General features: G+C 64.4%; 24 protein-coding genes and 1 pseudogene. 17 read left to right on the top strand and 8 right to left on the bottom strand.

The window, feature by feature from the left end; genetic code table 11:
* Window positions 1–7 precede the first annotated feature (7 nt).
* Window positions 8–205 carry a hypothetical protein gene (locus NCS58_RS29805; protein ID WP_061118976.1) on the top strand — a complete coding sequence of 66 codons (198 nt, stop codon included), beginning with the start codon at window positions 8–10 and terminating at the stop codon, window positions 203–205.
* A gap of 183 nt (window positions 206–388) precedes the next feature.
* Here the strand turns inward: NCS58_RS29805 and NCS58_RS29800 are convergent, their stop codons facing one another.
* The 3 genes and pseudogenes from NCS58_RS29800 to NCS58_RS29790 all read right to left on the bottom strand — a co-directional run bounded on the left by NCS58_RS29800 (window position 389) and on the right by NCS58_RS29790 (window position 2796).
* A complete protein-coding gene (locus NCS58_RS29800; protein WP_250477586.1) occupies window positions 389–1366 on the bottom strand; it encodes a TadG family pilus assembly protein in 978 nt (325 codons plus the stop codon).
* Between the two features lie 220 nt (window positions 1367–1586).
* Window positions 1587–1757, bottom strand: a pseudogene (locus tag NCS58_RS29795) (epoxide hydrolase); the annotation flags it as partial.
* 88 nt (window positions 1758–1845) lie between these two features.
* Window positions 1846–2796, bottom strand: coding sequence for a LysR substrate-binding domain-containing protein (locus tag NCS58_RS29790; RefSeq protein WP_061118975.1), 951 nt, complete (start codon window positions 2794–2796; stop codon window positions 1846–1848).
* Window positions 2797–2955: 159 nt separating this feature from the next.
* On the opposite strand from NCS58_RS29790, the gene NCS58_RS29785 reads away from it, so the two are divergent.
* The 9 genes from NCS58_RS29785 (at window position 2956) to NCS58_RS29745 (ending at window position 11320) form a co-directional block, all read left to right on the top strand.
* Window positions 2956–4023 carry an ABC transporter substrate-binding protein gene (locus NCS58_RS29785; protein WP_061118974.1) on the top strand — a complete coding sequence of 356 codons (1068 nt, stop codon included), beginning with the start codon at window positions 2956–2958 and terminating at the stop codon, window positions 4021–4023.
* A gap of 43 nt (window positions 4024–4066) precedes the next feature.
* Window positions 4067–5155, top strand: coding sequence for an ABC transporter ATP-binding protein (locus NCS58_RS29780; RefSeq protein WP_250477587.1), 1089 nt, complete (start codon window positions 4067–4069; stop codon window positions 5153–5155).
* On the top strand, window positions 5142–6014 hold the full coding sequence (locus NCS58_RS29775) for an ABC transporter permease (RefSeq protein WP_061118972.1): 873 nt from the start codon (window positions 5142–5144) through the stop codon (window positions 6012–6014). Before NCS58_RS29780 ends, NCS58_RS29775 begins: the two co-directional genes overlap by 14 nt.
* A 13-nt stretch (window positions 6015–6027) precedes the next feature.
* Complete coding sequence (locus tag NCS58_RS29770; protein WP_061118971.1) at window positions 6028–6825, top strand: ABC transporter permease; 798 nt, start codon at window positions 6028–6030, stop codon at window positions 6823–6825.
* A complete protein-coding gene (locus tag NCS58_RS29765) occupies window positions 6822–7958 on the top strand; it encodes an FAD-binding oxidoreductase (RefSeq protein ID WP_061118970.1) in 1137 nt (378 codons plus the stop codon). Before NCS58_RS29770 ends, NCS58_RS29765 begins: the two co-directional genes overlap by 4 nt.
* 7 nt (window positions 7959–7965) lie before the next feature.
* Window positions 7966–8331, top strand: coding sequence for a (2Fe-2S)-binding protein (locus NCS58_RS29760; protein WP_250477588.1), 366 nt, complete (start codon window positions 7966–7968; stop codon window positions 8329–8331).
* Window positions 8321–9727 (top strand): NAD(P)/FAD-dependent oxidoreductase, encoded by a 1407-nt coding sequence (locus NCS58_RS29755; RefSeq protein ID WP_061118968.1) that lies wholly within the window; start codon window positions 8321–8323, stop codon window positions 9725–9727. The genes NCS58_RS29760 and NCS58_RS29755 overlap by 11 nt, the downstream gene beginning before the upstream one ends.
* A complete protein-coding gene (locus NCS58_RS29750; protein ID WP_061118967.1) occupies window positions 9720–10892 on the top strand; it encodes an FAD-binding oxidoreductase in 1173 nt (390 codons plus the stop codon). Before NCS58_RS29755 ends, NCS58_RS29750 begins: the two co-directional genes overlap by 8 nt.
* Before the next feature lie 74 nt (window positions 10893–10966).
* On the top strand, window positions 10967–11320 hold the full coding sequence (locus tag NCS58_RS29745; RefSeq protein ID WP_061118966.1) for a RidA family protein: 354 nt from the start codon (window positions 10967–10969) through the stop codon (window positions 11318–11320).
* A 90-nt stretch (window positions 11321–11410) separates the two neighbouring features.
* Here the strand turns inward: NCS58_RS29745 and NCS58_RS29740 are convergent, their stop codons facing one another.
* From NCS58_RS29740 to NCS58_RS29730, 3 genes are read right to left on the bottom strand one after another with little or no spacing between them, the layout of a single operon-like run.
* Window positions 11411–12682, bottom strand: a complete 1272-nt coding sequence (locus NCS58_RS29740; RefSeq protein WP_061118965.1) for a TRAP transporter large permease — start codon at window positions 12680–12682, stop codon at window positions 11411–11413.
* A gap of 10 nt (window positions 12683–12692) precedes the next feature.
* Window positions 12693–13226, bottom strand: coding sequence for a TRAP transporter small permease (locus NCS58_RS29735; protein WP_061119076.1), 534 nt, complete (start codon window positions 13224–13226; stop codon window positions 12693–12695).
* Between the two features lie 50 nt (window positions 13227–13276).
* A complete protein-coding gene (locus NCS58_RS29730; protein WP_250477589.1) occupies window positions 13277–14311 on the bottom strand; it encodes a TRAP transporter substrate-binding protein in 1035 nt (344 codons plus the stop codon).
* Between the two features lie 328 nt (window positions 14312–14639).
* On the opposite strand from NCS58_RS29730, the gene NCS58_RS29725 reads away from it, so the two are divergent.
* The 7 genes from NCS58_RS29725 to NCS58_RS29695 all read left to right on the top strand — a co-directional run bounded on the left by NCS58_RS29725 (window position 14640) and on the right by NCS58_RS29695 (window position 21111).
* Window positions 14640–15065 (top strand): MaoC family dehydratase, encoded by a 426-nt coding sequence (locus NCS58_RS29725; protein ID WP_061118963.1) that lies wholly within the window; start codon window positions 14640–14642, stop codon window positions 15063–15065.
* 5 nt (window positions 15066–15070) lie between these two features.
* Window positions 15071–15883: an enoyl-CoA hydratase/isomerase family protein gene (locus tag NCS58_RS29720; protein WP_061118962.1), complete on the top strand. Its 813-nt coding sequence runs from the start codon at window positions 15071–15073 to the stop codon at window positions 15881–15883.
* Complete coding sequence (locus tag NCS58_RS29715; RefSeq protein ID WP_086961182.1) at window positions 15880–17043, top strand: acyl-CoA dehydrogenase family protein; 1164 nt, start codon at window positions 15880–15882, stop codon at window positions 17041–17043. The genes NCS58_RS29720 and NCS58_RS29715 overlap by 4 nt, the downstream gene beginning before the upstream one ends.
* A 30-nt stretch (window positions 17044–17073) precedes the next feature.
* Entirely contained in the window at window positions 17074–18267 is a 1194-nt protein-coding gene (locus tag NCS58_RS29710; protein WP_061118961.1) for a CaiB/BaiF CoA-transferase family protein, read from the top strand.
* Window positions 18264–18737, top strand: a complete 474-nt coding sequence (locus tag NCS58_RS29705; protein ID WP_061118960.1) for a MaoC family dehydratase — start codon at window positions 18264–18266, stop codon at window positions 18735–18737. The genes NCS58_RS29710 and NCS58_RS29705 overlap by 4 nt, the downstream gene beginning before the upstream one ends.
* A 138-nt stretch (window positions 18738–18875) precedes the next feature.
* Window positions 18876–19772: a helix-turn-helix domain-containing protein gene (locus tag NCS58_RS29700; RefSeq protein WP_061118959.1), complete on the top strand. Its 897-nt coding sequence runs from the start codon at window positions 18876–18878 to the stop codon at window positions 19770–19772.
* A 118-nt stretch (window positions 19773–19890) separates the two neighbouring features.
* Window positions 19891–21111, top strand: coding sequence for a glycoside hydrolase family 88 protein (locus NCS58_RS29695; protein WP_061118958.1), 1221 nt, complete (start codon window positions 19891–19893; stop codon window positions 21109–21111).
* 48 nt (window positions 21112–21159) lie between these two features.
* On the opposite strand, the gene NCS58_RS29690 is transcribed toward NCS58_RS29695, so the two are convergent.
* Together NCS58_RS29690 and NCS58_RS29685 are read right to left on the bottom strand one after the other, a co-directional pair.
* Window positions 21160–21927 (bottom strand): hypothetical protein, encoded by a 768-nt coding sequence (locus NCS58_RS29690; protein ID WP_061118957.1) that lies wholly within the window; start codon window positions 21925–21927, stop codon window positions 21160–21162.
* 324 nt (window positions 21928–22251) lie between these two features.
* On the bottom strand, window positions 22252–23496 hold the full coding sequence (locus NCS58_RS29685) for an MFS transporter (protein WP_061118956.1): 1245 nt from the start codon (window positions 23494–23496) through the stop codon (window positions 22252–22254).
* Between the last annotated feature and the right edge of the window lie 31 nt (window positions 23497–23527).

The raw sequence follows: 23527 nt of genomic DNA, 5'->3' as shown, positions 1-23527 counted from the left end.
GGCGGCGATGAACCGCCAGGCCCCCTTCAACCAGGAGAACATGATGAAGAGAGTCGCAGCCCTCGCTGCGCTGTTGATCGCCGCCGGCGTCACAAGCGCATGCGCCGTGTACGTTCCCGACCCCGCACCTGTTGCAGTCAAGCCGCAAGGCGGTGTCGGCAATGGCTTTTGCCCGCCCGGTCAAGGCAAGAAAGGCAACTGTTGAGCGATGACCGATCTGCGACTAGCTCGCAAAAAAAGCCCGCATGACAAAGAACAGCTCGCTCGGCTCGCGCCGATCGGGCTGTTTTCTTGCGTGGCGCGCTTCAGGGCCAACGATGCCGGTTTAGCTGGACCGGGACGTGGGACGCCCCAAGAATGGAACTCGGGCGCCGCCCATTGTGGGTTGTCAGCGCGCCAGCCGGGGCGGGACGTATGCGCCATAGTAAGGTCCGACCTGACCGGCAGACGCCGTGATCTTGTAGCCGGCGATGAAGTGGCCCTCGATGTACTTGCCGCTTCCGCCCGTCGCATTGTCAATGTGGAAAGCTGCGAAGGCGATGACGGGCTGACTCGACGTCGTGGCCTGTTCGACCACCGGCACCAGTACATCAATGTTGGATGGCACGTTGGCGTAGATGGAAGTCTTTACGCCCGGCTCGATCCAGATCGCATCCCCGATGCTCAGCCCGGTCGGATTGCCGCCGCTGATCAGTCCCCGCACCGTCGTGACATCGTTGTTATCGGTCTGGAACGAAGTCCACTGACCGGCTTCGCAGCCGCGGTAGGTCGCGCCATTGCCGATCTGGATTGTGAAGGGCTTGCCCGTAGCGGGATCGATTGCGGGCGTACCCGACTGGACGTTCCAGTACTGGCTGTAAATGCACTTGCCGATCGCGACTGGAAAATGCCCGCCGGGGGCGACATAGCCGGGTGCCGCCACGATGGCTACCGCCGTCGCGCTCGCCGGTCCACTGCCGACGCCGAATAGCTTGGCAAACCAGAAACCAATAGCGCCGCCGTTGAGTCCCGCGGCTCGGGACACGATAACCTGCACGGCGGGGGCGTCGTAGGCGCCCGGTGTGATGTTCGTCGCCTTGAGGCCGGATGACGCGTTTGCAAGATTCCAGAACCCGGTCTGCACCGATGCATTCTTTAGAGTGACGCCATCTGACGAATTCAGGCTCACCGCAGTCGCAGCCGATGCGCTGGCGGAACTCCAGTTCGGGGTCGAACCGCCGGCCAGCAGCGTGCCAGCGCCCGTCAGCGCGGACGCCTCGGCCGCTGTTTGCAGTTCGGTCCTTGCCAGAAAGACATGCCCCAGATCGACCGCGAAAGCACCGAAGGCGAGCGCTGCAATCAATGCGAAAGGCATGGTGATCGCCATCGCACCACGCTGACGCTCAAGAGATGAGGCAGTCACTCGGAGTCTGACAGCGGACATTTCCATGATGTGTCGTCGGCAGTAGAAGATGAGATCGGCGGTGCCTTGCAGACGTGCGATCGGTAAGGAACAACTACGACCGAAGTCGACGAAACTTTAGGATGGTCCGAAAATTTGCGAAGCTCGCGCCATGTCGTATCGCTCTTGCGTGGTCCTTGCAATATCAGCGATAGCGGCTAAAGCTCGCTCGGAGTTCCTGCGTGAAGGCTTGCGGCTGCTCCCACGCTGCGAAGTGACCGCCCTTTCGAAGGACGTTGTATCGAATCAGCTTCGGACAAGCCTTTTCCGTCCAGCTTTTCGAAGCGGCGTAGATCTCATCGGGTATGCGCGCGATCTCCGATGATCTGGCCGAGCTATCACGAGGTATGCGTGGCGCCGCTCGAAAGCTGCTCGATGGTTGGCGCACGCAGGCTCGTACGATGCTACGCCGGACGTTGACCGGATGCCCCCTTCACGCGCGTGCGCTTCGCCGGCGCGACGACATCAGCCAGCAACTCTTCATGCAGTCCGCGCAACACCTCGACGAATGCCGACGCCAGCCGCTCACGCGGCCTGTGCGGAGGAAACAGCAGATAGGTGGGAAAGCGCGTCGCCGGCAGAAACGGACGGATGGCGGTATCCGGTCCCCTGTAGTCGCGCGCGACGATCGGATGCGCGAGCGTCACGCCCATGCCGTGCCGCACCATCTCGCAGCACATCGCCGTGTACTGCGCCTCGATGGCGAGCACACGCTTCACGCCCGCGCGCTGAAACACTTCGTCCATCAATGCGCGCGTGCCGTCGCCGTGACACAGCGAGATGAACGACTCGCCTTCCAGATCCTCCGGCCTGATCACGCGCTTCGCCGCGAGCCGATGCGCCGCCGGCATCACGCACACCGCGGCGACGCTCGACAACTGTTCCACTTCGCAATCCGACGCCTCGCTCACGTACACGGCGACACCCAGATCGCAGAACTGCGAAGCCGTCCAGTGGTTGACCGTGCCCGACGTGTTGACGTGCAGCGACACCGTGACTTCCGGATACAGCTCGACGAAACGCTTGATGGCGTGCGGCACGAGCGTGATGCCCGCCGAAGGCATCGCCGCGATGCGCAGACGCCCGCTGCCGAGATTGCGGATCTGCGCGGCCGCATTGGCCAGTCCCTGCAAGCCGACGAATGCACGTTCGACCTCGCGGAAAAAAGCGGTGCCCTCGCTCGTCGGAATCAGCCGCACGCCGCTGCGCTGAAATAACTGCAAGCCCGTTTCGCGCTCGAGTTGCGAGATGAGACGGCTCACGTTGGGCTGCGACGTGAAGAGCGCCTTGGCCGCGGCGGTCATCGATCCCGACACCATGACGGCGCGAAACGCCTCGATGTGCTTGAGATTCATTGCGTGTTTTCCCTATTCTCGCTGTCCCCAGTCCATATCAACCAGGTATGGGTTTGTATTTTATTCGTATTGGACGATATGAATCGCCCGCGCGACACTGCTTTCATCGACGGGCCCTCAGCCCGCGCCCCACGTACCGGAACACTGGAGATCATCGTCATGAGAAGCACGCTGCATCGCCGTCTGTCCTGCCTGTCCCGCACCGCTTTCGCCGGACTGTCGATTACCGGCGCGCTCGCCGTGCCGCTTCTGGCCCACGCTGAAACCACCCTCTATGTCGCCAATGTCGGCGGCTCGAACGAGCAGCTTTATCGGCAGAAGATCATTCCGCCGTTCGAGAAGGCGCACAACGTCAAGATCGTCTACGTCGCGGGCAATTCGAGCGACACGCTCGCCAAGCTGCAGGCGCAGAAGGGCCATCAGCAGATCAATGTCGCCGTGATGGACGACGGCCCCATGTATCAGGCGATGCAGATGAACCTGTGCGCGAAGCTCGACGATGCGCCCATCATGAAAGACGTCTATCCGCTCGCGAAGCTCGGGGAGACGTCGGTGGGCGTGGGCATGGTAGCGACCGGCATCGGCTACAACGAGGAAGCGTTCAAGAAAGCCGGGCTGCCGCCGCCCGATTCGTGGAAGGCGCTCACCGACAAGCGCATCAAGGGCAAGCTCGGCGTGCCGCCGATCACCAATACCTACGGCCTGCATACGCTCGTGATGCTGGCGCGCCTCTCCGGCGGCGGCGAGAAGAACATCGATCCGGGCTTCACCGAGATGACGAAGCAGGTTGCGCCCAACGTGCTCTCCTGGGCGCCGACGCCCGGCGAGATGGACGGCCAGATGCAGTCCGGCGACGTCATCCTCGCGCCCTACGGCAGCGGCCGCGCCGTCGCATTGCAGAACACCGGCTTTCCGCTCAAGTTCATCTACCCGAAGGAAGGCGCGGTCGCGTTGCAGGTGGCGGCGTGCGTCGTGGCGGAGAATGCGCAGCCGCAGTTGTCGCAACAGTTCGTGCAGTACCTGCTCACGCCTGAAGTGCAGACCTTGCAGGCGCAGAACATCGGCCTCGGTCCCGTCAACAAGACGGTGAAGCTCACACCCGATGTCGCCGCCCGCGTGCCGTACGGTCCCGACCAGATCAGCAAGCTCACCGCGATGGACTGGGCCACGATCAACCAGCATCGCACCGAATGGACCGAGCGCTGGAATCGTTCGGTCGAGCGCTGATTCGCGGCCCGGCATCCGTTGACGTGACGAAGGAGCAAGGCGCATGGCCTTTCTGACTCTGCAAGGCATTTCGAAACGCTACGGCGATTTCACGGCGATCGAACGGCTCGATCTTTCGGTCGAGCGCGGCGAGCTGTTGTCGCTGCTCGGCCCGTCCGGCTGCGGCAAGACCACCACGCTGCAAATGGTCGCGGGCTTCGTCACGCCGACCACCGGCCGCATCCTGCTCGATGGCCGCGACATCACGAACGAGCGCCCGGAAAAGCGCGGCATCGGCGTGGTGTTTCAGAGCTACGCGCTCTTCCCGCATATGACGGTGGCGGGCAACGTCGGCTTCGGGCTGGAGATGCGCAAGGTGAAGCGCAAGGAACGCGGAGAGCGCGTCGAGGAAGCGCTCGCGCTCGTGCGCCTGAAGGGGCTCGGGCATCGCTTTCCGAAGGAACTGTCGGGCGGCCAGCGCCAGCGCGTCGCGATCGCGCGCGCCATCGCGATGCAGCCCGAGCTGCTGCTGCTCGACGAACCGATGTCCAACCTCGACGCCAAGTTGCGCGAGGAAATGCATATCGAACTGCGCGCCATCCAGAAGCGCCTCGGCATCACGACGATCCTCGTCACGCACGATCAGGTGGAAGCCATGACCATGAGCGACCGCATCGCGGTGATGCATCGCGGGGCCATTGCACAGCTTTCCACACCTTACGACGCCTACGAGCGCCCCGCCACGCAGTTCACCTCGACCTTCCTCGGCCGCACCAACGCGTTCGCCGGCGAAGTGTTGCAGCGCAATCCGCGCTGCGCGATCGTCGATGTCGCCGGCACGACGCTGCACGTGCCGCACGAAGGCCGTCACGTCGATGGCGCCGTGAACGTCTATATCCGCCCGGAGAAGGTCCACCTTGCGAACGGCAATGGGGCGAACGCCCGCGTGCGCGGCCGCATCGCGACGCGTGTTTTCGTCGGCAATCAATGGCTGCTCGAAGTCGAAACCGGGCTCGGCAAGCTGCGTGTCGCACAGCCGAATCATGGCGCGCCGCCGCCCGAGGAAGGCGACGAAGTGGGCCTCGACTGGACCGATGACGATCTGCGCGTGCTCACGCAGGATATCCGGGAGAACGCGAATGGCCACGCTTGACGACGCCCGTCCCGGCGCCGCGCCGTGGCTGTTGTCGGGGCCCGCGCTGCTGCTGTTCATCGGCTTGTTGCTGGTGCCGCTGCTGCTCACGCTGCTGCTGTCGTTTCGCGTGTTCAGCGACACGGCCGGCGTGTTGCCGAGCTTCACGCTCGGAAACTACTGGGAAGTGGTGAGCGACCCGTACTACGGCACCATCTTCCTGCGCACCGCCGGCCTCGCCTTCGCGGTCACGCTGTTGTCCATCGTGCTGGGCGTGCCGGAAACCATCGTGCTCGCGCGCATGAAGCGGCCGTGGCAATCGCTGTGTCTGTTGATCGTGCTCGGCCCGCTGCTCATTTCGGTGGTCGTGCGCACGCTCGGCTGGCAGATCCTGCTCGGTAACAACGGCGTCCTGAACAACGTGCTGCAGGCGCTACACATCACGGACGAGCCGGTGCGCCTCGTCTTCACGATGACCGGGGTCATCATCGCGCTGACACACGTGCTCGTGCCCTTCATGGTGATGTCGGTCTGGGCGACGATGCAAAAGCTCGACCCGCAAATGGAATGGGCCGGCCGCTCGCTCGGCGGCTCGCCGCTCGCGGTGTTTCGCCGCGTGATCCTGCCGCAGATCATGCCGGGCGTGCTCTCGGGGTCGATCATCGTATTCGCGCTGTCGGCTTCCGCGTTCGCGACACCGGCGCTGATCGGCGGACGACGCTTGAAAGTGGTCGCGACCGCCGCCTACGACGAATTCCTCGGCACGCTCAACTGGCCGCTCGGCGCGAGCATCGCGGTGTTGCTGCTGATTGCGAACGTCGCGATCGTGATGGGCTGCAGCCGCCTCGCGGAACGCCGCTTCCGGCACATTTTCGATTGAGCGGAGAACGAACATGAAAGAAAACGGCTGGCTCGGGCTCACTTTCAACGCCTGCTTCCTGACCTTCATTCTCGCGCCGCTGGTCGTGGTGATGCTCGTGGCTTTCACCGACAAGGGCTTCATTTCGATGCCCTTCGACGGCGCGTCGCTGCGCTGGTTCCGCGCGATCGTCGAGAACGGCGACATCGTCTCTGCGTTCTGGCTGTCGGTCCGTCTTGCCTTCGCCGCGGCCACCATCGGCGTGCTGCTCGCGGTGCCCGCCGCGCTCGCCATCGCGCGCTACCGCTTTCCCGGCCGCGCCGCGCTCACGAGCTTCTTCCTTTCGCCGATGATGATTCCGGCCGTCGTGCTCGGCATCGCGTTTTTGCGCTTCCTGTCGCTGCTGCATCTGTCCGGCTCGTTCTGGTCGCTCGTCGCGGCGCACGTGATCATCGTGCTGCCGTATGCGCTGCGGCTCGCGCTGTCGTCGGCAGTCGGCCTCGATCGCGATGCCGAGCGCGCGGCGCTCTCGTGCGGCGCGAGCCGCTTCACCGCGTTTCGCCGCGTCGTCCTGCCGATGATCCGCACCGGCGTCGCGGGCGGATGGGTGCTGTCGTTCATCCAGAGCTTCGACGAGCTGACGATGACGATCTTCGTCGCGACGCCCGGCACCACCACCTTGCCCGTCGCCATGTACAACCAGATCGCGCAGACGATCGATCCGCTGGTCGCATCGGTGTCGGCGGTGCTGATCGTCGGCACCGTGTTGCTGATGATGCTGCTCGACCGCATGGTCGGGCTGGATCGCATTCTGATCGGAGAAGCCCGATGACCCTTTCAAGTTCCGCCAGCCCCGACGTGCTCGTGCTCGGCGGCGGCCTCGTCGGCTCGGCCGTCGCTTACGGACTCGCCCGCGAAGGCGCGCGCGTGACGGTGCTCGACGAGGACGACGGCGGCTTTCGCGCTTCGCGCGGCAATTTCGGCCTCGTGTGGATTCAGGGCAAAGGCTACGGCCTCTCGCCTTACGCGCGCTGGTCGCGCTCGTCGGCCGTGCGCTGGCCCGGTTTCGCCGATGCGTTGCTCGCGGAAACGGGCATCGACGTGGCCTTGCGTCAGCCGGGCGGCTTTCACTTCTGCTTCAACGAAGCGGAACTCGCCGATCGCGAGAAACGCCTTTCGACGCTCAATGCCGAGCTTGGCGACTACCCGTATCAGATGCTCGACGCCGCCGAAGTGCGCGAGCGGATTGCGCAGGTCGGGCCGGCCGTGATCGGCGCGAGCTATACGCCGATGGACGGTCACGTGAATCCGCTCAAGCTGCTGCGCGGCCTGCATGCCGCGATGCAGACACGCGGCGTGCGGCTCGTTCCGGGCGAGCGCGCGGAGCGCATCGTGCCGGACGCGAACGGCTTCACGGTCCACGCGAGGCGCGGGACATATCGCGCGGCCCGCGTGGTGCTGGCCGCCGGCCTCGGCAATCGCGCGCTCGCGCCGTTCGTCGGGCTGAATGCGCCCGTCGCGCCCAATCGCGGCCAGGTGCTGGTGACCGAGCGCGTCGCGCCGTTTCTCCACTATCCGACCCTCAACGTGCGCCAGACCGACGAAGGCAGCGTGCAGTTCGGCGATTCGATGGAAGAAGTCGGCCTCAACGATTTCACGACGACGCACGTGCTCTCCGACATCGCCCGGCGCGGCGTGCGTGCCTTCCCGATGCTGAAGGACGTGCGCCTCGTGCGCATGTGGGCCGCGCTGCGCGTCTACAGCCCCGACGGTTTTCCGATCTACGACCGCTCGCAGACGCATCCGGGTGCGTTCGTCGTCACCTGCCACAGCGGCGTGACGCTCGCGGCCGCGCATGCGCTGCGCGTGGCGCCGTGGATTTCGGGCGCGCCGATGCCCGACGAACTGCCCAGCTTCTCCGCGCGCCGCTTTGAAAACGCCGCGGAACTGACTCCCGCTCACTGAATTCGCCATGACTTCCCAGACGATCCATACGCTCTTCAAACCGCTGCCGGGCGAGCAAGGCGCCGCAGCCATCGAAATCTGGTTCAACGACCGACCGCTCACCGTGGCCGCGGGCCGCTCCGTCGCGGCGGCGCTCTTCGCGGCGGGCATCTCGCGCTTTCGTGCGACGCCCGTCTCCGGTGCGCCGCGCGCACCCTACTGCATGATGGGCGCGTGCTTCGAATGCCTCGTCGAAATCGACGGCGTGCCGAGCCGCCAGAGCTGCATGGTCGAAGTGAAAGCCGGCATGCGCGTGCGTTCGCAGGAAGGCGCACGCGATCTGCCGCCCGCGGCGCCCATCGACGCCTCGCTGGAGAACGCGCATGGCCGCTGATTTCGCTTCGGAAGCCGTCGATGTCGTCGTGATCGGCGCCGGTCCCGCCGGCATGAGCGCCGCGACACGCGCCGCCCGCGCGGGCCTGAAAACGGTGCTGATCGACGAGCAGGACGCCGTCGGCGGACAGATTTATCGGGCGATCGGCAAGGCGGACGCGCGCCGCAAGGAGATTCTCGGGCCGGACTACGCGGCGGGCGCCGCCATCGCGGAAGCATTCGCCGCATCCGGCGCGCGTCACCTCACGAACGCGAGCGTCTGGCAGGTCACGCGCGAGCGCGGCGTCAATTTCCTGAAAGACGGCAAGATCGGCTCCTTCGACGCACAGCGCGTGATTCTGGCGAGCGGCGCGCTCGAGCGCCCCTTCCCGATTCCCGGCTGGACGCTGCCCGGCGTGCTGACCGCGGGCGCGGCGCAGATCCTTTTGAAGAGCGCGGGCGAAGTGCCCGCCGCGCCGCCGGTTCTCGCGGGCTGCGGCCCGCTCCTGTATCTGCTCGGCTGGCAATACGTGCGCGCCGGCGTGCCGATCCGCGCGCTCGTCGATACCACGCGCCACGAAGACCGCTGGCGCGCGAAGCGCCACCTGCTCTCGGCGCTGCGCGCGTGGCCGTTTCTCTCGAAGGGCCTGCAACTGATCCGTACGCTGCGCGAGGCGGGCGTGCCGATCTTCGAAGCAGCCGACGATCTGCGCGTGGAATCGCGCCTCGGCGCGGATCGGGTCGAACATGCGGCGGCGCTCAGTTTCACGACGCAGGGCACGGCGCACCGCATCGAGGCGGACGTGATACTGCTGCATCAGGGCGTCGTGCCGAATACGCAGTTCACGCAGGCGTTGCGCGCGTCGCATCGCTGGGACGACGCCCAGCTGTGCTTCACGCCGAACGTCGATGCGTGGGGCGAGCTCGATGTACCCGGCATCTTCGTCGCGGGCGATGGCGCCGGCATCGGCGGCGCGCAGGCGGCGGCGCTGCAGGGCACGCTCGCGGGGCTCGCGGCGGCGGCGCAACTGGGCGCGGTCGAACGTGCGAAGCGCGATGCCGAAGCGGCCGGACTGCGCCGCGCGCTCGCGGATGTCACGCGCATCCGCCCGTTTCTCGACAGCCTGTATCGCCCGCGCGACGTCAACCGCATTCCGCGCAGCGAGACCATCGTGTGCCGCTGCGAGGAAGTCACGGCGGGCGAGTTGCGCAAGTTCGTCGAACTGGGTTGCGTGGGACCGAATCAGGCGAAATCGTTCGGACGGTGCGGCATGGGACCGTGCCAGGGCCGCATGTGCGGCCTCACGGTGACGGAAGTCATCGCCGATGCGCGCCAGGTGTCGCCCGCCGAAGTCGGCTATTACCGCATTCGTCCGCCGATCAAGCCGCTCACGCTCGGAGAACTCGCCGGTGAATGACGCAACCGAATCGCAGGAAGCGGACGTGCTCGTCATCGGCGGCGGGCTGCACGGCACGAGCAGCGCGTTTCACCTGGCGCGGCGCGGCGCGAAGGTGATCGTGCTCGAAGCCGATTACGTCGCGCGTCATTCGTCGGGCGTCAATGCGGGCGGCGTGCGCACGCTCGGGCGCCCCGTGCCGGAGATTCCGCTCGCGCTGATGTCGCGCGAGATATGGCACGGCATGACCGATCTGATCGGCGAGGACGGCGGCTTCGTTGCCTCCGGCCAGTTGAAGATCGCCGAAACCGATGACGAACTCGAAGCGTGCCGCGCGCGCGTCGCGCTGCTCGAATCGCACGGCTTCACGCATGAGAAAGTAATCGACCGCGAAACCGTGCTCGAACTCGAACCCGCACTCGCGCGGCACGTCACGGGCGGCATCTGGGTCGAGCGCGACGGCTACGCGCTGCCGTTCAGAACCACGACCGCCTTTCGCCTCGCCGCGCAGAAGCTCGGCGTGCGCTTTCTGGAAGGCACGCCCGCGCGCCGCATCGAGCAGCGCGGTGCGCGCTGGCTCGCGCACACGCCGCGCGGCACCTTCAGCGCGGAAAAGCTGCTCGTCACGGCGGGCGCCTGGTCCGGCGAGCTTGCGAAACAAGTGGGCGAACCGGTCCCGGTGCATCCCGAAGGCCTGATGCTGATGGTCACGCATCGCGTCGCGCCGTTCTGCCGCGCGACGCTCGGCGCGACCGGCCGGCCGCTCTCGTTCAAGCAATTCGACAACGGCACCGTGGTGATCGGCGGCAAGCTGATCGGCATTGCGGATCTCGCACATCGTCACGGCGAAGTGGATTTCATCCGTCTCGTGAAGAGCGCGCGCACCGTGACGGAGCTCTTTCCGCATCTGCGCCATCTCGGGGTGAATCGCGCATGGGCCGGTGTCGAGGCCTTTACGGAAGACGAACTGCCGGTGATCTCGGCAAGCCGCCGGGCGTCGAATCTCTACTACTCGTTCGGCTATTGCGGCAGCGGTTTTCAGCTCGGGCCGGGCTGCGGCAAGCTCGTGTCGGAACTGATGGTCGACGGCGCGCCGTCGATTTCGATCGATGCCTTCGCCATCGATCGCTTCGGCCTCGACACCGCATCGTCGGATGTCGGCGGCTCGCAACTCGTCACTCACTGAACCCGTTTTCTTCTTGCCGCGCGCGGACCGGTCGGCCCGTGCGGCGCTTTCATTCCTTTATCGGAGAGATTTTCATGAGCGATATCGTTCGCATCGACACCAATCAGCGCATGAGCCGCGTCGTCAAGGCGGCGGGCCTCGTCTTCATCGGCGGGCAGACCTGCGCCGATCCGACGCCCGATGTGAAGCTGCAAACCGCGAAAGTGCTGGAGAAGATCGACGGCTTTCTGGAGAAAGCCGGCATCGACAAGACGCGCCTCGTATCCGCGCAAGTGTGGCTCGCGGATATCACGCGCGATTTCGCCGGCATGAACGAAGTCTGGGATGCGTGGGTGCCGCAAGGCTGCGCGCCGACGCGCGCGACCGTCGAAGCGAGACTTGCAGCGCCTCATCTGCTGGTCGAGATTGCGGTGGTTGCGCTTGCGTAACGAGTGAAAACGCGGCGCTTCGAAATCGAAGCGCCGCGCGGACGGACGTGAGGCGCAGCGCCTGCGTGCGCTGCGTGGAATGTGATCCGCTTACTTCGCGCCCAGCAGATGCGGCAGGAACTGCGGAATATGCGGGAAGAAGATGATCAGCAACAAGTCGATCACCAGCGCCAGGATGAACGGCAGGATCGCGCGTGTTGCCTTCTCCACCGATACGCCGCCGATCGACGCGGCCGTGAACAGACAGAAGCCGATCGGCGGCAGATTGATGCCGATGGCCGAGTTGATCAGCACGATCACGCCGAACACGATCGGGTCGATATGCATCTGCACGACGAGCGGCAGAAACACAGGAATCACCACCGCGATGCTCGAGATCGTTTCGAGCACGGTATGCGCCGCGATCAGGAACAGGTTGATCAGGATCAGCAACACGATTGCGCTCGTCGTGATTGCAAGAAAACTGTTCGCCACGTGGAGCGGAATCTGCGCCTCGATCAGATAGCGCCCGAGCACGAACGCCAGCCCGAGCAGGAACGACACGCGCGTGGTGTTCACCGAGGTGCGCACCAGAATGTCCTTGAAATGCGAGAGCTTGAGCGTACGGAAGATGAACGCGCTCACGAGCGTCACATAGACCGCCGCGACCACACCCGCCTCGACGGGCGTGAAGATGCCGCCGAGAATCCCGCCCAGAATGATGACCGGCGTGAGCAGCGCCCAGAAAGCCTCGCGGAAGGTCGTCCACAGCTTGCGCCCATCGAACGGCTCGACTGCGCTGTAGTCGTTCCTGACGGCGGTCACGTAATTGACGATCATGAACGACGCCACGACGAGCAGCATCGGAATGATGCCGGCGATGAACATCGTGCCGACCGAAACGTTGGCCGTGTACGCATAGACGAGCATGCTCATCGACACCGGTGAAAGCAGCCCGAGCGAGCCCGCCGCCGATTGCAGCGCCACCGCGAACGCGCGGTTATAGCCTTTCTTCACCATCCCCGGAATCATCACCGAGCCGATCGCGGCTGTGTCCGCCGTGGCCGAGCCGGAGAGGTCCGCGAAGAACATGCTCGCGACGATCGTCACCTGACCGATCCCGCCGCGCATGAAGCCCACGAGTGCCTGCGAGAACTCGATGATGCGCTTCGACACGCCGCCCGAGTCCATGATCGCGCCCGTCAGCATGAAAAACGGAATGGCGAGCAGACCGACGTTGTTCAGGTTCGAGAACAACTGCTGCGGAATCACGAGCAGCGGCGTGCCGTTGATCGACAGCGCGAGCGTCGCCGCAATGCCGATGCAGATGGCCACCGGCACGCCGAGCCCGAGCAGTCCTGCTCCAAAAGCGATTGCCCACATGATGTTTATCCTAGAGATGTTCCGACACGCCCTCGACCAGCGTGGCGTCTGTCTGCGCCTGCGGCGCGAGATGCGAGACGACGATGCGCACCAGCGAGTGAAACGCGAGCAGCGCTCCGCACACGGGAATCGAGAGGTACGGATAGACCATCGAGATCGGAATCGACGCGGCGGTTTCGGTGCCCATCAGCGCCAGCATGTCGGTGCCGTACAGCATGAACACCGCGCCGAGCGCGAGAATCGCGCAATCCGTGAAGTCCTTGAGCAACGGCGCGAACGCGGCCGGCACGCGATCGGCCAGCACGCGCACTTCCGGATGCGCGCGCAGCTTCACGCCCGCTGCCGCGCCGAGGCACGTGAGCCATACGAACAGATAGGCCGAGACCTCGTCGGACCACGACAGCGAATCGTGCAGCACGAAGCGGAAGATCACGCCGAGGCCGGCCACGATCACCGCCCCGAGCAGCAGGCAGCTACAGACGAACAGATTGATCTTCAGCACGATGTCGTCGACCGACATCAAGCCGCGCGCGAGCTTTTCCATGCGTGTCATCTCCGATGCCGGGTTCGAGCCTCGACCGTCGTTCGCGTCCGTCATTTCGATGCGACCGCGGACGCTTGCCTCGCCGTGTTGATCTCCTGATAGAGCGCCGGGCCGTCCGGAATCTTCGCGACCAGTTCGTCGCGCGCGGCCTTGGTGGCTTGCGCCCACGGCGCGGTATCGACGACCGTCACCTGTATGCCCTTGGACTTCATCGTGGCGATCGCGTCGTCGTATTCGTGCTTGTATTCCTTCAGGTCGTAGTCCGCCGCAATCTTCGCCGATTCCTGGAACGCCTTCTGATCCGCGGGCGACAGCTTGTCCCATGACGCCTTGCTCATCGCGAGCACGACCGGCAGATAGTTCACGTGCGTCACATAGAAATGCTTGGCGATATCGGAGAACTTGTCCTGCACGAACTGCTCGGGCGAGGTGTCGGCGCCATCGACGAGACCTTGCGAGAGCGCGAGGAACAACTGGTTATAGGCGAGCGGCGTCGGATTCGCGCCCAGCGCCTTGTAGCCCGCGATATACCCGGGGCTCTGCATCACGCGCACCTTGAGGTCTTTCATATCGGCAAGCGAGGTGACGGGGCGCTTGGTCGTGAAGAGGTTGCGCTCGCCCACCGCGAGCCAGGTGAGTCCGATCATGTTCACCGGCTTCATCATGTCGAGATACTTGCGGCCGACCGGACCTTGCAGCACGCGATTGGCTTCGTCCATGCCGGAGAAAAGATACGGCATGTCGAAGATCTGCCATTGCTTGATGGTGTTGTCGATCGGCGCCTGCGCGGAAATCATCAGGTCCTGCGTGCCGGTGCGCAATGCCTGCGCCATCTGCACTTCGCCGCCGAGCTGCGACTGCGGAAACAACTGGATCTCGATGTGACCATGCGTGCGTGTCGCCACTTCCTTCGCGAACACCTGCGCCGTGAGCTGATAGTGATTGTCGGGCGCGAGCGTATGGCCGAGTTTCATCACGACCTTGTCCTGCGCGATCGCGCTGGACGATGCGGCCACGCACATCGCGGCGAGCGCTGCGCTCATCGCCACGCGCAGCATGTTCTGCGCTTTGAAAAGCGAACTCATGTTGTCTCCTTGCTCGATATGGACACCGCCTCGCGTGTGACGTGCATCGCCCCGATGCTGACTGACGATGAACTTTCACAGGCCGGCGGGTTGAGGCAAGTATTTGTGATCGTGGCGATGATGCGTTAGGACCAGTCTTCGAATTTCTTGGACTTTTTAACGGTGCGCTCGCGCCTCGTGCGAAGCGCTGCAAAAAAGTCCAAAAGATCGCGCGAACCGTCCTACCGGTTCGCCGTGGCCTCTCTTTAAAGTGACTTCCATGCTGGCGGCACGGTGCCGGAACGCACCGTGTCACGTTCATCTCCACCGACAACGAAGACTCATCGACATGGCCAAACGTCCTCATATGGATTGCTATGCAATCGGCGACACCGCCGATTTCGCCAAGACCGTCTCCGAATACGACATCTACGGCTTTGCCGGCATCGTCGGCGATTTTTACGCCGTGCATCTCAACGAGGAATATGCAAAGAGCACGCGCTTCGAGAAGCGTATCGCGCAGGGCTGCCTGTCGGTCGGATTTCTGTCGACGGTGATGGGGTTGATGGCGCAGAAAGCGCCCAGCCCCGGCGCGGTTTCGTATCGCTATGACATCACCTTCAACGCACCGGTGTTCATCGGCGATACGGTTACCGCACGCCTGACGCTCGAGGACAAGGACGAGGAACGCAACGTGTGCGTGTTCGCCGCCGACGTGACCCGCCAAGACGGCGTGGTCGTCGCATCGGGCAAGACTTACCTGAAAGTGCTGTGAAGGCCATGGAGAACAACACGGACCCCGTCCTCGCCTCGCAGCACGGCACCTTGCGGCTCCTGACGCTCAATCGGGCCGACAAGCTCAACGCATTCACGCCCGAGATGCTGGCCGCGCTCACGGCCGCAATCGACGACGCCACGGCCGACGACGCCACGCGCGTGATCGCCGTCACCGGCCGCGGTGCGAAGGCATTCGCGGCCGGCAACGATATAGAACGGCTCGTCTCGCTCGATGGCGTCGCCGCCTATCGCGACATGGTCGCCGGTCAGCGCGCCTTGCTGCGCCTGCACGAGTGCGCGAAGCCGACCATCGCGATGGTCAACGGCTATGCGCTCGGCGGCGGCTTCGAGCTGGCGCTCGCGTGCGACTTCATCGTGGCATCGAATCATGCGAGCTTCGCGTTTCCGGAGATCACGCTCAACACGATGCCCGGCTGGGGCGGCACGCAACTCGCCGTCGCCAAGATGGGGCTCGCGTGCGCCAAGCGCTTCATCATGAGCGGCAGGCGTTTTTCCGCGGCGCAATGCGAGGCGTTCGGCTTCATCCATGAGCTTGCGGCCCCCGATGCGCTTTTCGATGCGGTGCAGTCCCTTGCTGCGACGCTGGCATCCTACGATCCGTTCGCAGTCGAGATGGCCAAACGCGCGTTGAATCGCGCGAGCGACATGCCGTTGTCGGCGGGACTCGATTTCGAAGCCGCGCAATACGCGGTCAACTTTTCGAGCGAAGGCGCGCGCGCCGGGCTGCGCCAATTCATGGAACAGAAGCTCACCCGGCGCACGGCGCGCCCCAACCCGGCACCGCTCACACCATGATGACAAGCCTGAAGCAGCCGCACTGGCTCGGCGAACAGCACGCGATGATCCGCGAAGCGGTGCGACGCTTCGCCGAAAAGGAAATCGCGCCGCAGTCGGAAACGCTCTGGGAACAGGAGGCGTTTCCCTACACGCTATGGCGTCAGGCTTGCGAACTCGGCTTCACGGGTTTGCCCTATCCCGAACAATTCGGCGGCGGCGGTGGCGACTGGCTGTCGTTCGTCATCGTGCTGGAGGAACTCGCGCGCGTGGATTGCGCCGTCGCCAATGCGCTGATGGCCAATGCGACGGTCGCGAGCCTGCTGACCAACTATGGCACGAGCGCTCAGAAAGAGCGCTTCCTGAAGCCCATCCTCGATGGCACGCAGATCGGGGCCATCGGCCTTTCCGAGCCGGACGCCGGATCGGATGCGGCCAACATCGCCACGCGCGCGCGTTTCGACGGCGAGCGCTGGGTCATCGATGGCGCGAAGACGTTCATCAGCAATTCGGGCACGGAGATAGGCGGCCCCACGGTGATCGCGGCGGTGACGGGCACGCGTCCCGATGGCCGCAAGGAGATTTCCAACTTCGTCGTGCCGCAGGGAACGCCGGGGTTCAGCAAGGGCCGCAAGCTGCGCAAGATCGGCTGGCGCGCTTCGATCACGCATGAGCTGTTCTTCGAGCAGTGCGCGATTCCCGCCGATCAACTGCTCGGCGAACGCGGCGCGGGCCTGCGTCAGACGCTCGCGCAGATCAGCACGGGCCGCATTCTCATCGGCGCGCTCGCGCTCGGCATCTTGCAAGGCTCGCTCGATCGTTCCATCGCATACATGAAGGAGCGTCGCGCGTTCGGGCGGCCCCTGGCCGAGTTTCAGGGACTGCAATTCAAGGTCGCCGACATCGCGACCCATGCGCATGCTGCACGCCTCATGCTCTACGACGCGGCCGCGCTCAAGGATGCGGGCGCGCCCTTCGATACGCAGGCGTCGCAGGCGAAGCTCTTCGCCTCGGAACACGCGATGACGGCGGCGCACCAGGCCTTGCAGATCCACGGCGGCTACGGCGTGATGGCCGAGTTTCCGGTCGCACGCGCGTTCGGCGATGCGAAGGTGCTCGAGATTGTCGAAGGAACGTCGGAAATACAACGCATGATCATCGCGCGCACGCTGCTCGCGTGAATTCGCGCTGAAACATCGAGGGGAGTGTTTATGCTGGAAGGCATCAAGGTACTGAGTTTCACGCACTTCTTGCAAGGCCCAGCCGCCGTGCAGATGCTCGCCGATGTCGGCGCCGACGTGATCAAGATCGAGCCGCCCGGCGGCGCATTCGAGCGTAGCTGGACCGGGGCGGATGCGTTCGTCGAAGGCGTGAGCGTCTTCTTTCTGCTCGGCAACCGCAATCAACGCAGCATTTCGCTCGATCTTCGCGAGCAAGCCGCGCGCGAGATCGTCTGGCGCCTGATTCGTGAGGCCGATGTCCTGATCGAAAACTATCGGCCGGGCGTGCTCGACAAGCTCGGCTTCGGTTATGCGCAGGTACATGAGGCCAACCCGCGTCTCGTCTACTGTTCGTGCACGGGGTACGGCTCGTCCGGACCTTATCTGAAGCGTCCGGGCCAGGACTTGCTGCTTCAGGCGATGAGCGGCATGACCATGCTTTCCGGCGATGCGGAGTCGCCGCCCACGCCGGTCGGCTCAGCCATCGTCGATCAGCATGCCGCCGTGCTCGCCGCGTTCGGCGTGGTCGCCGCGTTGCAGTCGCGCGAGCGCACGGGCGTCGGTACGCGCGTCGAGAGCAACCTGCTCAACGCCGCGCTCGATCTTCAGATCGAGCCGTTCACGTACTACATGAACAAGGGGCCGCTGTGGCCGCGCACGCATCCGCCTACCGGCAGCCGTTTCCACCCGGCGCCGTATGGCGTGTACCGGACGCGGGACGGCTACATTGCGATGTCGCTCACGCCGACCCAGAAGCTCGCCGGTGCGCTGTCTTGTCCCGCACTCGCCGGGTTCACGCATCCGAAGGACAATGTCATGCGCCGCGAGGAAATCAACCGCCTTGTCTACGACACGCTCACGACGCGCACGACCGAAGAATGGATGCGCATCTTCGAGGAACACGACATCTGGTTCGCGCCGGTCAACGATTACGAACAGGTCGAGCACGATCCGCAAGTCGCGCACAATCAGATGATCATGTCGTTCGAGCACGAGCAGGCCGGCCCGGTGCGCGTGCTGGCGCATCCGGTGCGCTATGACGGCGAGGCGCCGCCTCTGCGCCGGCATCCGCCGAAACACGGACAACATACCCGCGAGGTGCTCGCGGAACTGGGATATACGCCGCAAGAGATCGACGCCTTTGTCGAGGGGCGCATTGCACTGACTTCGAGGAGAGACGCATGAGCGCACAACCGAACAACTGGCCGGCGCTCCTGCGCTTCGACGATATCGAAATCGGCCGCACGCAGGTGGTCGTGCATACGGTCACCGAAGCCGAAGTGAACGCGTTCGGGCATCTGTCCGGCGACCTGAATCCGCTGCACATGGAAGACGCGTTCGCCGAATGCTCGCCCTTCGGCCGGCGCGTGGTGCATGGTCTTCTGACGGCGGCGCTGGTGTCGGCGGCGCATACGGAACTGACGGGGCCGGGTTTCGCGTATGTCGGACAGGAGCTGCGATTTCTCGGGCCGGTGTATATCGGCGATACGGCGACGATCAACGTCTGCGTCGTCGAGAAAAAGCCCGCCAAGCATATTCTCGTGATGGACACGACCGTTCGAAATCAGCACGGCCACGTGGTGTTGAGCGGGCTTTCCGCGTTGAAGGAACTGCGCTTCGACGAAGCAATGATGGCGCGCAACGTCGCGGCATGACCTCGCACGTCGCGCGTCGCATGGTGTAAGTGCCAATTACGCCCCGCTGGCTGCGCGGCTACGCTCGTGCAGCGGCCCGCGATCGCGCGGGCATGCTGCAGGCGCGAAGACACATCGCCGACGACGAGGAGGAGACAGTTGGATACCGCATGTTGCTGCCACGTTCCGGTCATCAGGATCGAGGACTACGAATACGGCGCGCACGTCAAGACGCCGGACTTTCATCTCGCGCCGATCGAAGCGCTCAAATCAACGCTCGTCTATCCGCATCGCCATGACTTCTATCACGTCATGTGGGTGATCGCGGGCAGCGGCTCTCACGTGATCGATTCGGTGCGCTACGAAGTGCGCCCGCATACGCTCTATTTCATGACGCCCGGACAGATCCACGATCTCGACCTGTCCGCCGACACGCTCGGCTATTCGATCAGCTTTTCGTCCGAGTTCTTTGCGTTTCGGGTGCAAAACCGTCATACCGCGACCGATGTACCCGTCTATGACTTCGAGCAACTCGGTGCCTGCCTGCATCTGAGCGATGCACAGGTGCGCGAACTGACGCGCGTGATGGACGGCATCCGCCAGGAGTATCAGGAGGAGCAGGTCGGCTACACGGATGCGATCTGGGCCTGGCTGCATGTATTTCTGATCAAGGTTGCGCGCATGTGCGATGCCGCCGCCATGCGCGATGCCGCCGCATCGCGCAGCGTGCTGCTGTCTCGTCGCTTCAAGAGCCTGCTCGAGAAGCACTTTCGATCGGTCAACGAAGCGGCGGACTATGCGCGCCTGCTCAACGTGACCGAACGCGCGCTCAACGAGTCGACCCGTCAGGCGCTCGGCAGCACGGCGCCCAAACTGATCCGCGAGCGCGTGATGCTCGAGGCAAAGCGTTTGCTGCTGCACTCCGAAGTGAATGTCGCCGAGATCGCCGCCATGCTCTCCTTCGACGATCCTGCCTATTTCAGCCGCTGCTTTCGCAAGCACACCGGCCGCTCACCGATCGACTATCGGCGCAGCCTCGAGAAGCTGCATATCTGATTCGTCACGCGCGCCGCGCCGGTGCGGAAATGTCCAACAGTTCACGCGTTTCATCCTAACGCCGTTGCGCAGGGGCTTTTTACAATCGTCCTGCGCATGACGAACTCAAGGAGACACCGTGTCGAACGCAACGCAAACGCTGGCGCTTTCCGACGAACAGACGAGACTGTTTCGCCAGACTCTCGATAAGACCGCGCAGAAAGTCGCCGCCGACGAGCTGACCTTCGGCGTCGAATTTCCGCAAGTGACCGGCCCCGATGGCCAATGGGTGCGTCTGCCCGCCTCGCTTTCCGCAGGCTACGACGGCGACGCATGGAGCCACGGCAACTGGTTCTGCGGCTTCTGGGTAGGGCTCCTGCTGACCTCGTATCTGCATACGGGCGAGACGCGTTTTCTCGAATGGGCGCGTGCCCGCATGTTGCTGGTCGAGCAGCGCGCACAGGACCCGAACACGCACGATATCGGCTTCATCTTCGACAGCAGCGCGGTGCCCGGGCATCACATCACGGGCGACGAACGGTTCGCGCGCATCGCGCTCGAAGCGGCCGACAAGCTGCGTGCGCGGCTCGTGACGACACGCGACGGCGCGTATCTCGCGTCATGGGGCCCGCTTTCCGATGCGCGCGGCCGAAGCGCGTCCGCGATCGACACGATGGCGAATCTGTCCTTGCTCTACTGGGCCGCAAATCACGCCGGCGACGGCAGCTACCGGCACGCCGCCGATGCTCATGCCGAGATGACCGCGCGCGCATTCGTGCGCAATGACGACTCGACTTATCACGCCGTCGAATACGACGTGGAAAGCGGCGCACGCAAGCGCGGCTACACGTTTCAGGGCGCCTTCGACGAATCCGCGTGGAGCCGTGGCCAGGCATGGGCGATCTACGGCTATGTCAACTCCGCGCGCGAGACGGGCAAGCGCACGTATCTCGATCTCGCCGAGCGTCTTGCCGATTACTACCTGCGCCGCCTCGATGGCCGCCAGGTGCCGCCGTGGGACTTCGACGCGACGGGCCGCGATGCGGAGATCAAGGATACGGCCGCTGCTGCGGTAACGGCATCGGCGCTGCTGGAAATGGCGCGTCTGCATCCGGATGCGCAAGCCGCCGCGAAGTGGCAGCGTCACGGTGTGGCGATGCTCGAAGCACTGTGCCGCGACGAGTTCACGAAGGACGGCCAACATGGCCTGCTGCATAACTCGTGCTATTCGAAGCCGCATAACATCGGCGTGGACGGCGCAACCATGTTCGGTGACTTCTTCTTTGTCGAAGCCTTGTGCCGCGTCGTGCATCCGGGCAAGCTGCGCCCGCTCGATGATGCGCGCATTCCGCTTGCCTGAAGGATCAGATGCAAATCCGCCGGGCCGGCCGAACCAGCGAATCGCCGCTCACTGGGCCGACAGATAGAACGCCTGGTCTCGTTGCGGGGTTACGCCGACGACCGTGAGCAGGCCGTTTATGACGGTCGCTTCGACGGACATCGACACGTTATTGAGCGCGCACGACGAACCCGCGAAATTCAGCGTGCCGTCGAGCAGGTGCTTGCCCGTCGATCGCGGTTTGAAGCTGCCGGTGAACGTACAGGCACTTTGCGCGCCTTTCGCTGTGCCGTCCGTGGCGAACGTGATAGTTGAGACCGGCGCAACGCCCGCCCCACTGTTCCACGTGCGCGCGACGTCGCTGATGGCGATCGGCGTGTCGTACGTCGCATTGTAGTTGCCGTTGAAGTTCGTGGCGGTCGTATCCGGCGCGACGAAGAGGCTCGTGGTCGCCGTGAGCGCGCTCTTCGTGGTGAAGTTGCCGGAGAGGGATCCAGCGCGAATCGCGCCAAGTGTGTGGAAGCCGACGGTCGCCGGATCGCTGAATGCGCCGTCGGTTGCCGTCATGATGCCCTCGATCAGCCAGACAAACGAACCGCCCTGCGTAAAGATGCTGTAGTACTGACCGGTTTCGAGAACGATGGTCTGCGCCGCAACCGACTGCGACGAATTCACCGATCCGTACCAGACGCCTTCCGGCAACGCATGGGAAGTCGTAGCGACGCAAGTTTTCTTCAGATTGCTGAGGTCGGACACGCAAGTCTGGTCGTCATTCCCGCCGCCGCAGGCAGCGAGTATCGGCAAAGCGAGCAGCGTGAGCTTCGATACGAGTTTCATGGCGTGTTTTTGGTATTCGGAGTGTGTTCAGGCCGCAACCCTTCGGGACGCGCCGACAATGAGATAACGGAAGATCGACGGAAAACTTTAGTGCGGGAGAACGCGTTGACGGGTTCAGGCATTGGCCATCAACTGAAGCGGCGACGTCACCGGAGCCGTGAGCGGCACGACACGCCAGGCGATCGACTCACGAAGGCGTCACCGCCCGTGCTCGCGTTTCATTTGCCGTTCGAAAGCGCACGGCGAACCAGATGCATCAGCAAGAAGAGCTTGCGCGGCGAGCCTTTCGCACGGTTCACGGCAAGCACGCGAGAAAAATCGGATTCATGTGGCAAGCGACGGATCGTTGGCGGAATCGCGGCAATTGCCGCACGCTTTCTTGAGCGATGCGCCGAAGCAGAGCCACAGCGCGAGCGAGCCCGTCGATACGGCGCCCAGTGCGAGAAACGCCCTCACATAGCCGAAATGTTGTGCGAGCGCGCCGCCCAGCGCGGGGCTGAGCGCGGCACCGATGCCCTGCACCGTCATCACGACGCCCTGCCCGACATTGACGCGCCCGGTGCCTTGCAGCAAACGCACGACGAGCGCGGGAACAGCCACGCTTTGCAGCCCCGCGCCGATGCCGTCGAGCGCCTGCACGGGCCACACCCCCCATGCCGTGATGAAGATCGCCGCGACGAGTCCGCGCAGCGGCAGCGCAAGGAAAGTGATCAAAATGACGCCCCAGTAGCCGGCGCGTTGAATCAGCCGGTTCGCGAAGAATGCCGCGGCGACCATCACGAGTTGCGCGACCACGATCGTCTGCGCGGTGAAGGCGCTCGGATCGCCCTGATGCGCGGCGACGACGGCGAGGCCATAGAGCGGCAGCATGGCCGCATTGCCGAGGTGGAACATCGCGAGCGCGGCGGCGAGCAACAGCAACGGCCTGCACGCGAGCAACATGCGAAAGCCGCTCGCGTGCTCATGCTCCGAAGAAGACGACGAAGACGACGAGGCGACGAGGCCGCGCGCGCTGTCGTGATCGATCGAATCCCGGCTGATGAGCAGCGTCGAGAGGACCGTCATCGCACCGAATACGCCCGCGAGCGCGAACACCGCACCGAATCCGAAGCGCCAGCCGAGCCAGCCCGAAAGCGCCGCGCCCACGACGTTGCCGGCGTGATTCGCCATCTGATTGCGCGCGAACTGCCGGTCGAAGCCGCGCTCGCGCACGATGCCGAGCGTCACGCCCGCGACCGCCGGCCCGAGCGCGGCACCGGTCACCGCCGTGAGGACCTGCGAGGCGGCGACCATCCAGAAGTCGTGCGACACCCACAGCGCGAGCGAAGCGAGCGTCGTCATGACGCCCGCAGCCACGATGAGGCGGCGCTTGTGATGCGTCGCATCGACGAGTGCGCCCGCCGGCGACGTCGTGAGCATGCCGGCGATGCCGCCGAGGGTCATCACCGTACCGATCGACTCGGGATGCCAGCCCTGCGCCTGCAGAAAGACGCCGAGAAAAGGGCCGATCCCCGCCTGGACATCGGCCATGAAGAAGTTGAGTCCTTCGAGTGCATAGAGAGGATTCATGGGCCGGTCATCCGCGACGTCTGTTCTTGTC

This window comes from Caballeronia sp. INML3B (assembly GCF_023631305.1).
Taxonomy (GTDB): domain Bacteria; phylum Pseudomonadota; class Gammaproteobacteria; order Burkholderiales; family Burkholderiaceae; genus Caballeronia; species Caballeronia turbans.
Note: the sequence above shows the minus strand (reverse complement) of the source record. Positions and strands in the feature narration are given on the sequence as shown.